Genomic DNA, 6,784 nt, shown 5'->3' on the forward strand with positions numbered 1-6,784 from the left:
CCTCTGCTTTTTACTTAATAACCAAGTTCGGTTTTTTATTTAAGCTATGACGACCATCTACGAAGCGAACTGTGCCTGATTTTGCGCGCATAACAAGGGATTGCGTTGTTCCTACGCTACCTTTAAATTGAACACCACGTAATAGTTCTCCATCTGTTACGCCTGTTGCTGCAAAGATTGCATCGTCACCTTTTACTAAGTCCTCCATGCGAAGGATACGATTAATGTCTTCTATGCCCATTTTTTTACAACGTGCTAATTCAGCTTCGTTTTGTGGCAATAGTTTTCCGTGAATTTCTCCACCTAAACATTTTAAAGCAACTGCTGCTAATACACCTTCAGGTGCTCCACCAGATCCAAATAAAATATCTACACCTGTACGATCAAACGCTGTATTAATCGCTCCAGCTACATCTCCATCATTAATCAATTTAATGCGCGCACCAGCTTTACGAATTTCTTCAATAATTTCTTGATGACGTGGACGATTTAAAACTGTCGCTACAACATCTTCAATATCTTTATTTTTCGCTTTCGCAACTGCACGTAAGTTATCAATAATAGGCGCATCAATGTCGACCGCCCCAACTGCTTCTGGGCCAACCGCGATTTTATCCATGTACATGTCAGGGGCATGTAACAAATTACCGTGGTCTGCAATTGCAATGACAGCAAGAGCATTCCAGCCACCAGCTGCTACGATGTTTGTCCCTTCTAAAGGATCAACCGCAACGTCTACACGTGGTCCATATCCTGTACCTAATTTCTCTCCGATATATAGCATTGGTGCTTCATCCATCTCACCTTCACCAATTACAACTGTACCTTTCATCGGAATTGTATCAAATACATCACGCATAGCTGATGTTGCTGCACCGTCTGCCTCATCCTTTTTCCCGCGCCCCATCCAACGCGCTGATGATAAAGCTGCAGCCTCTGTTACACGTACTAACTCCATAGATAAACTTCTTTCCACGATAATCCCTCTCCTTTAAGCCTTTATATTTCTGCCGTATTTTGTGAATCGTGTTTTTCTATAAAGTGTACTTCCGCAAGTAGTGATGCTTCGCTTCCCCCTTGCGGAAGTATCACTTATGCGTTCTTCATTTCTTCAATTTCTTGCTTTGTCATTTGTTCTCGCCAAATGTTTGCACCAAGCCCTTTAAGCTTGTCCACTATATTCTCATAACCTCGATCAATATGCTCAAGTCCTGTTACTTCTGTAATTCCATCTGCCATTAACCCTGCAATAACAAGTGCCGCTCCTGCTCGTAAATCACTCGCCTTCACTTTTGCACCTTGCAGTAACACAGGACCAGTTACAATTGCCGAACGACCCTCTACTTTAATTTGAGCATTCATACGACGTAATTCATCAATGTGTTTGAAACGGGCACCGTAAATTGTATCTGTTACAACTCCCGTCCCGTGCGCCTTTGTTAAAAGCGTCGTAAACGGCTGTTGTAAATCCGTTGGAAAACCTGGATATACAAGCGTTTTGATATCAACTACTTTTAACTTTCTATTACCGTTCACCGTAATTTGATCATCGTTCGTTTCAACTTGAACACCAGCTTCTCTTAGCTTTGCAGTAACTGATTCTAAATGCTGAGGAATAACGTTATCAACCGTTACTTCTCCTCCTGATGCAGCTCCTAGAATCATATACGTACCAGCTTCAATACGATCTGGAATGATAGTATGGTGACAACCATGTAAAGAGTCAACACCATCTATTCGGATTACATCAGTACCAGCACCTTTAATACGTGCTCCCATGCTTGTTAACAATGTAGCTACATCAATGATCTCAGGCTCTTTCGCTGCATTTTCAATAACAGTTCTACCTTTCGCTCGTACAGCTGCTAGCATAATATTAATCGTAGCTCCTACACTAACAACATCTAAATAAATACGTGCCCCGCGTAGCTCATCTGCTCTTAAATAGATGGCACCTTGTTCATTCGTAACATGTGCACCTAGCGCTTCAAACCCTTTAATATGCTGATCAATCGGCCTCGGACCTAAATGACATCCACCCGGAAGCCCAATAACAGCTTTTTTAAAACGGCCAAGCATTGCACCCATTAAATAATAAGAAGCGCGCAATTTTTTCACTTTTCCATTTGGCAAAGGCATTGCAACCATGTTAGAAGGATCGACTACCATCTCTTCCTCCTGTCCATAAGTTACTTTCCCTCCAATTTCCTCTAGTAAGTCTCCTAACATTTTCACGTCCGAAATATTAGGGACACCACCAATAGTTACTGGAGTATCTGCTAAAATTGTCGCTGGAATTAATGCAACGGCACTGTTCTTTGCACCACTTACTCGAATTGTTCCATTTAAAGCTCTTCCGCCTTCAATTAGCAATTTTTCCATATTGAGCTCCCTTCTTGTGAATGTATTTACTTTCTATCTTTTTATAGAAAGCTCCCCTTAAGAATCTCAATTACTCTTTCCATCCCAAAACTCAATAAATAGGAAACCATTATCTTCATTTCTCCTGTAGCACGAATAGATAAAGATCAACTATTCATCGAATTTACTTTATCAATTTAGATACGTTATCACATTTATTAATAGGACTATGCACATTATTTTCTATTTAAAAACCAAAAATGATAAAATCTTTAGACTTGTTCACGCTTTCATTATACAACGAAAGGAAACCGTCTAAAAGACTAGACGGTTTCCAAAACGGAATTTTATTCTTACGCTTTACCGTTAGAACCGAATTCGCGAATTTTACCAATAACAGTTGCTTTGATAGCGTCGCGGCCAGGTCCGATAAATTTACGAGGATCGTAAACTTCTTGGTCTTTGTTTAATACTTCACGAACAGCTTTTGTAAACTCGATTTGGTTCTCAGTGTTTACGTTGATTTTTGAAGTACCTAAAGAGATAGCTTTTTCGATATCAGCAGTTGGGATACCAGTACCACCATGTAATACTAAAGGTACGCCAGTGAAGTCACGAACTTGTTCCATTTCAGCGAATCCTAAGTTAGGCTCACCTTTGTAAGGACCGTGTACAGAACCTAAAGCTGGAGCTAGGCAATCGATACCTGTTGCTTCAACAAGGTGCTTACACTCTGCTGGGTCAGCGTAAATTACGCCTTCAGCGATTACGTCGTCTTCTTGTCCGCCAACTGTTCCAAGCTCAGCTTCAACAGATACGTTACGAGCGTGTGCGTATTCTACTACTTGTTTAGTAGTTTCAACGTTTTCTTCGAATGGGTGGTGAGAAGCGTCGATCATTACAGATGTGAAACCTGCATCGATTGCTTCTTTACATTTTTCGAAGCTTGAACCATGGTCAAGGTGAATCGCTACAGGAACAGTGATGTTCATTTCTTCGATTAAAGCTTGAACCATGGCTACAACTGTTTTGAAACCAGTCATATGACGAGCTGCACCCTCAGATACACCTAGGATTACAGGAGATTTTTCTTCTTCCGCAGCAGCTAAGATAGCTTGAGTCCACTCTAAGTTGTTCATGTTGAATTGACCAACTGCGTATTTTCCTTCTAGTGCTTTGTTTAGCATTTCTTTCATAGAAACTAAAGGCATGGTGAATCCTCCTAAAAAACGTTTTTTGTATCCGATAAGTTCTTATCGCTGGTAGTATGACCAGAATAAGGTAAAATATGTATATCTACATACCGGACTTTTTTCTACACTCAATAGGATAACAACTTGTACTCAAAAACTCAACCGTATTCACCTGCACAATAGTCCATGTAAACGCTTTTTTCCATATTTTTTATAAAAAATTCATTTTTATGCCTCTACAGCGAGCTCATTTCTCACAGCTTGACGAATTTCATCAATATCAAATGGTTTAGCAAAATGCATTAAAGCTCCTAAATCTTTTGCTTCTTGGATCATATCAAGCTCTCCATAAGCAGTCATTAAAATTACTTTAATACTCTCATCAATTTCTTTTACATGCTTTAAAATCTCTATACCATCCATGCCTGGAATTTTCATATCTAACACTACTAAATCTGGATTATCTTTTTTCACGATATCTAAAGCTTGAAATCCATTCGCTGCTTGGAATGTCTGATAACCTTCTTTTTGGAACACTTCATGTAATAACACACGAATCCCATATTGATCATCAACGATTAAAATTTTACCTTCCATAATTCCCAACCTTTCTGTGTAAGTACAAGATTTAAAGCTTCTTATATCTTAACGATTTAATTTCGCTATTCTTTGGCAAATTCCTTCCTATTCTTTCTTATTTTACCGTTTCCTATTTTGTTATGCTACCCTACGATTTCACCTTTCTAAAAAAATAAATTATAATGAAAGCCGGCAAACACGTACGAAGGGAGTAACATTATGTTAAAAATTTTTTCAACTCAATTAAGTGGTTATTTCTCCAGGGTTTCTCAAAAAGAAGAAATGAATATAGAAGATAGCGCTCGTTTACTTGCTCAAGCACTAGTTGGCGATGGTTTCATTTATTTACATGGTACAAATGAAATGGAGGGCGTTGTTGCCGAGGCACTATTCGGTGCTGAACCAATGAAGCAAGCAAAACGCTTATTTGAAAATGGTAAAGAAGCAGAAGTAACCTCTGCGGATCGTGTACTTCTTATTAGCCGTTTTTCAACAGATGAAGCGGTTGTAGAAATTGCAAAAAAACTACAAGAAGAGGGACACTCTATTGTCGGCATTTCTGCTCTTCAAGAAGGTACGGAATCACTCGAACGATATACAGACGTACATATTGATACAAAACTGTTAAAAGGTCTTATTCCAGACGATGAAGGTAATCGCTACGGATTCCCAAGTTTAATAGTAGCTTTATTTGCTTATCACGGGATTAAATTTACAATTGATGAAATGTTAAATGAATATTAAAAAAGCGCCTTATTTCAGGCGCTTTTTTTATTACTTGCTCTCTTTATTCGTAATAGAAGCTCTTACGAAGTCATGGAACAATGGTTGTGGACGGTTTGGACGAGAAACAAGTTCTGGGTGGAACTGTGCTGCCACGAACCAAGGGTGGTCTTTTATTTCAATGATTTCAACTAGACGGCCGTCTGGGCTTGTACCAGAGAATACAAATCCTTCTTTTTCCATATCCGGACGGAACTGATTGTTGAACTCATAACGATGACGATGACGCTCATATACAACCGGCTCATTATAAGCATTGTAAGCATTTGTTTCTTCAGCAAGCTTACATGGGTATAGACCAAGACGAAGTGTACCACCTAGGTCCTCTACATCTTTTTGTTCTGGTAATAAGTCGATGATTGCATATGGTGTGTCAGGGTTGATTTCAGAAGAGTTAGCACCTTCTAAACCTAATACATTACGTGCGAATTCGATTGATGCAAGTTGCATACCTAAGCAAATTCCTAAGAATGGAACTTTGTTTTCACGAGCATATTGAATCGCAACGATTTTACCTTCTACACCACGATCGCCGAAGCCACCTGGTACAAGGATACCGTCTGTATCACCAACTAATTCTTTTACGTTTTCTGCTGTTACGTGCTCAGCATTTACCCATTTTACTTCTACATCTGTGTCGAATGAGTAACCAGCATGACGAAGTGCTTCTACAACAGAAATATAAGCATCTTGAAGTTCTACATATTTACCAACAAGAGCGATTTTTGTTTTCTTAGAAAGATTACGCACTTTGTTAACTAGAGCAGTCCACTCTGTCATATCTGCAGCTGGATTGTCTAATTTTAAGTGGTCACAAACGATTTGGTCCATGTTTTGTTCTTGAAGAGATAATGGAACCGCATATAAAGTATCTGCATCGCGAGCTTCGATAACTGCTTTTGTATCAATGTCACAGAATAATGCAAGCTTGTCTTTCATATCTTGAGAAACAGGCATTTCTGTACGAACAACGATAATGTTTGGTTGAATACCTAAGCTACGAAGTTCTTTAACACTATGTTGTGTTGGTTTTGTCTTCATTTCACCCGCTGCTTTTAAGTACGGGATTAACGTACAGTGAATGTACATTACATTGTCACGACCGATGTCGCTCTTAATTTGACGGATTGCTTCTAAGAATGGTAGAGACTCGATGTCACCAACAGTTCCACCGATTTCTGTAATAACAACATCCGCATTTGTTTCACGACCAGAACGATATACGCGTTCTTTAATTTCGTTAGTAATGTGAGGAATAACTTGAACTGTTCCTCCTAAATATTCACCGCGACGCTCTTTTTGAAGAACTGAAGAGTAAATTTTACCTGTTGTTACGTTGCTGTATTTGTTTAAGTTAATGTCGATAAAACGCTCATAGTGACCAAGGTCTAAGTCAGTTTCTGCGCCATCATCTGTTACGAATACCTCACCGTGTTGATATGGGCTCATAGTCCCTGGGTCTACGTTAATGTATGGATCAAACTTTTGAATCGTTACGTTTAAACCACGATTTTTTAAAAGTCTTCCAAGAGATGCTGCTGTAATACCTTTTCCTAAAGACGATACTACACCGCCTGTTACAAAAATATACTTAGTCATGAAAAAGCTCCCTTCTATTTTGCTGTTATATAATCACCGTTGCAAAGCGCAACGTATGTAGATAACACTGTATCCATCTTATTGTTAGACTCTTTTTATTTTCTAAACAAAAAACAAAAAAGAAAATTGCTCCCCTCATCACAAAAAGTAATAAGTAGGGAGCAATTTTCTTTTATATTTACACTTTAAAAGTATTATCGTCCTTTTTTAAAGAGCCCAAAAATGATTCTACATGGACGATAATGAAAAGTCAAGAACTACAGTTCTTC

The 6,784-nt window shown here is 38.8% G+C and carries 6 protein-coding genes; 1 reads left to right on the plus strand and 5 read right to left on the minus strand.

All coding sequences use genetic code 11. From position 1 onward, the window contains the following. Positions 1 to 10: 10 nt before the first annotated feature. From glpX to spo0F, 4 genes are all read right to left on the minus strand, one after another. Positions 11 to 976, minus strand: a complete 966-nt coding sequence (gene glpX, locus MR107_RS28720; protein ID WP_000442340.1) for a class II fructose-bisphosphatase — start codon at positions 974 to 976, stop codon at positions 11 to 13. A gap of 116 nt (positions 977 to 1,092) precedes the next feature. Continuing rightward, positions 1,093 to 2,382, minus strand: a complete 1,290-nt coding sequence (murA, locus tag MR107_RS28725; RefSeq protein WP_000413254.1) for a UDP-N-acetylglucosamine 1-carboxyvinyltransferase — start codon at positions 2,380 to 2,382, stop codon at positions 1,093 to 1,095. 332 nt (positions 2,383 to 2,714) lie between these two features. Next, positions 2,715 to 3,572, minus strand: coding sequence for a class II fructose-bisphosphate aldolase (locus tag MR107_RS28730; protein ID WP_242293053.1), 858 nt, complete (start codon positions 3,570 to 3,572; stop codon positions 2,715 to 2,717). Positions 3,573 to 3,782: 210 nt separating this feature from the next. Beyond that, the gene (gene spo0F, locus MR107_RS28735; protein WP_000398594.1) at positions 3,783 to 4,151 is read right to left on the minus strand and encodes a sporulation initiation phosphotransferase Spo0F; all 369 of its coding nucleotides are present in this window, start codon (positions 4,149 to 4,151) and stop codon (positions 3,783 to 3,785) included. Positions 4,152 to 4,352: 201 nt separating this feature from the next. On the opposite strand from spo0F, the gene MR107_RS28740 reads away from it, so the two are divergent. Next, a complete protein-coding gene (locus MR107_RS28740) occupies positions 4,353 to 4,877 on the plus strand; it encodes a DUF2529 domain-containing protein (RefSeq protein ID WP_000912402.1) in 525 nt (174 codons plus the stop codon). Between the two features lie 30 nt (positions 4,878 to 4,907). Here the strand turns inward: MR107_RS28740 and pyrG are convergent, their stop codons facing one another. Next, positions 4,908 to 6,515: a CTP synthase gene (gene pyrG, locus MR107_RS28745; protein WP_000170459.1), complete on the minus strand. Its 1,608-nt coding sequence runs from the start codon at positions 6,513 to 6,515 to the stop codon at positions 4,908 to 4,910. Positions 6,516 to 6,784 lie beyond the last annotated feature (269 nt).

The organism is Bacillus cereus group sp. BfR-BA-01441 (assembly GCF_022663075.1).
Lineage (GTDB): Bacteria > Bacillota > Bacilli > Bacillales > Bacillaceae_G > Bacillus_A > Bacillus_A cereus.

Bases quoted from the DNA above. Each gene is read 5' to 3' on its own strand.
- murA (WP_000413254.1), bottom strand. From the start codon at position 2,382: ATGGAAAAATTGCTAATTGAAGGCGGAAGAGCTTTAAATGGAACAATT.
- MR107_RS28730 (WP_242293053.1), bottom strand. From the start codon at position 3,572: ATGCCTTTAGTTTCTATGAAAGAAATGCTAAACAAAGCACTAGAAGGA.
- spo0F (WP_000398594.1), bottom strand. From the start codon at position 4,151: ATGGAAGGTAAAATTTTAATCGTTGATGATCAATATGGGATTCGTGTG.
- pyrG (WP_000170459.1), bottom strand. From the start codon at position 6,515: ATGACTAAGTATATTTTTGTAACAGGCGGTGTAGTATCGTCTTTAGGA.
- MR107_RS28740 (WP_000912402.1), top strand. From the start codon at position 4,353: ATGTTAAAAATTTTTTCAACTCAATTAAGTGGTTATTTCTCCAGGGTT.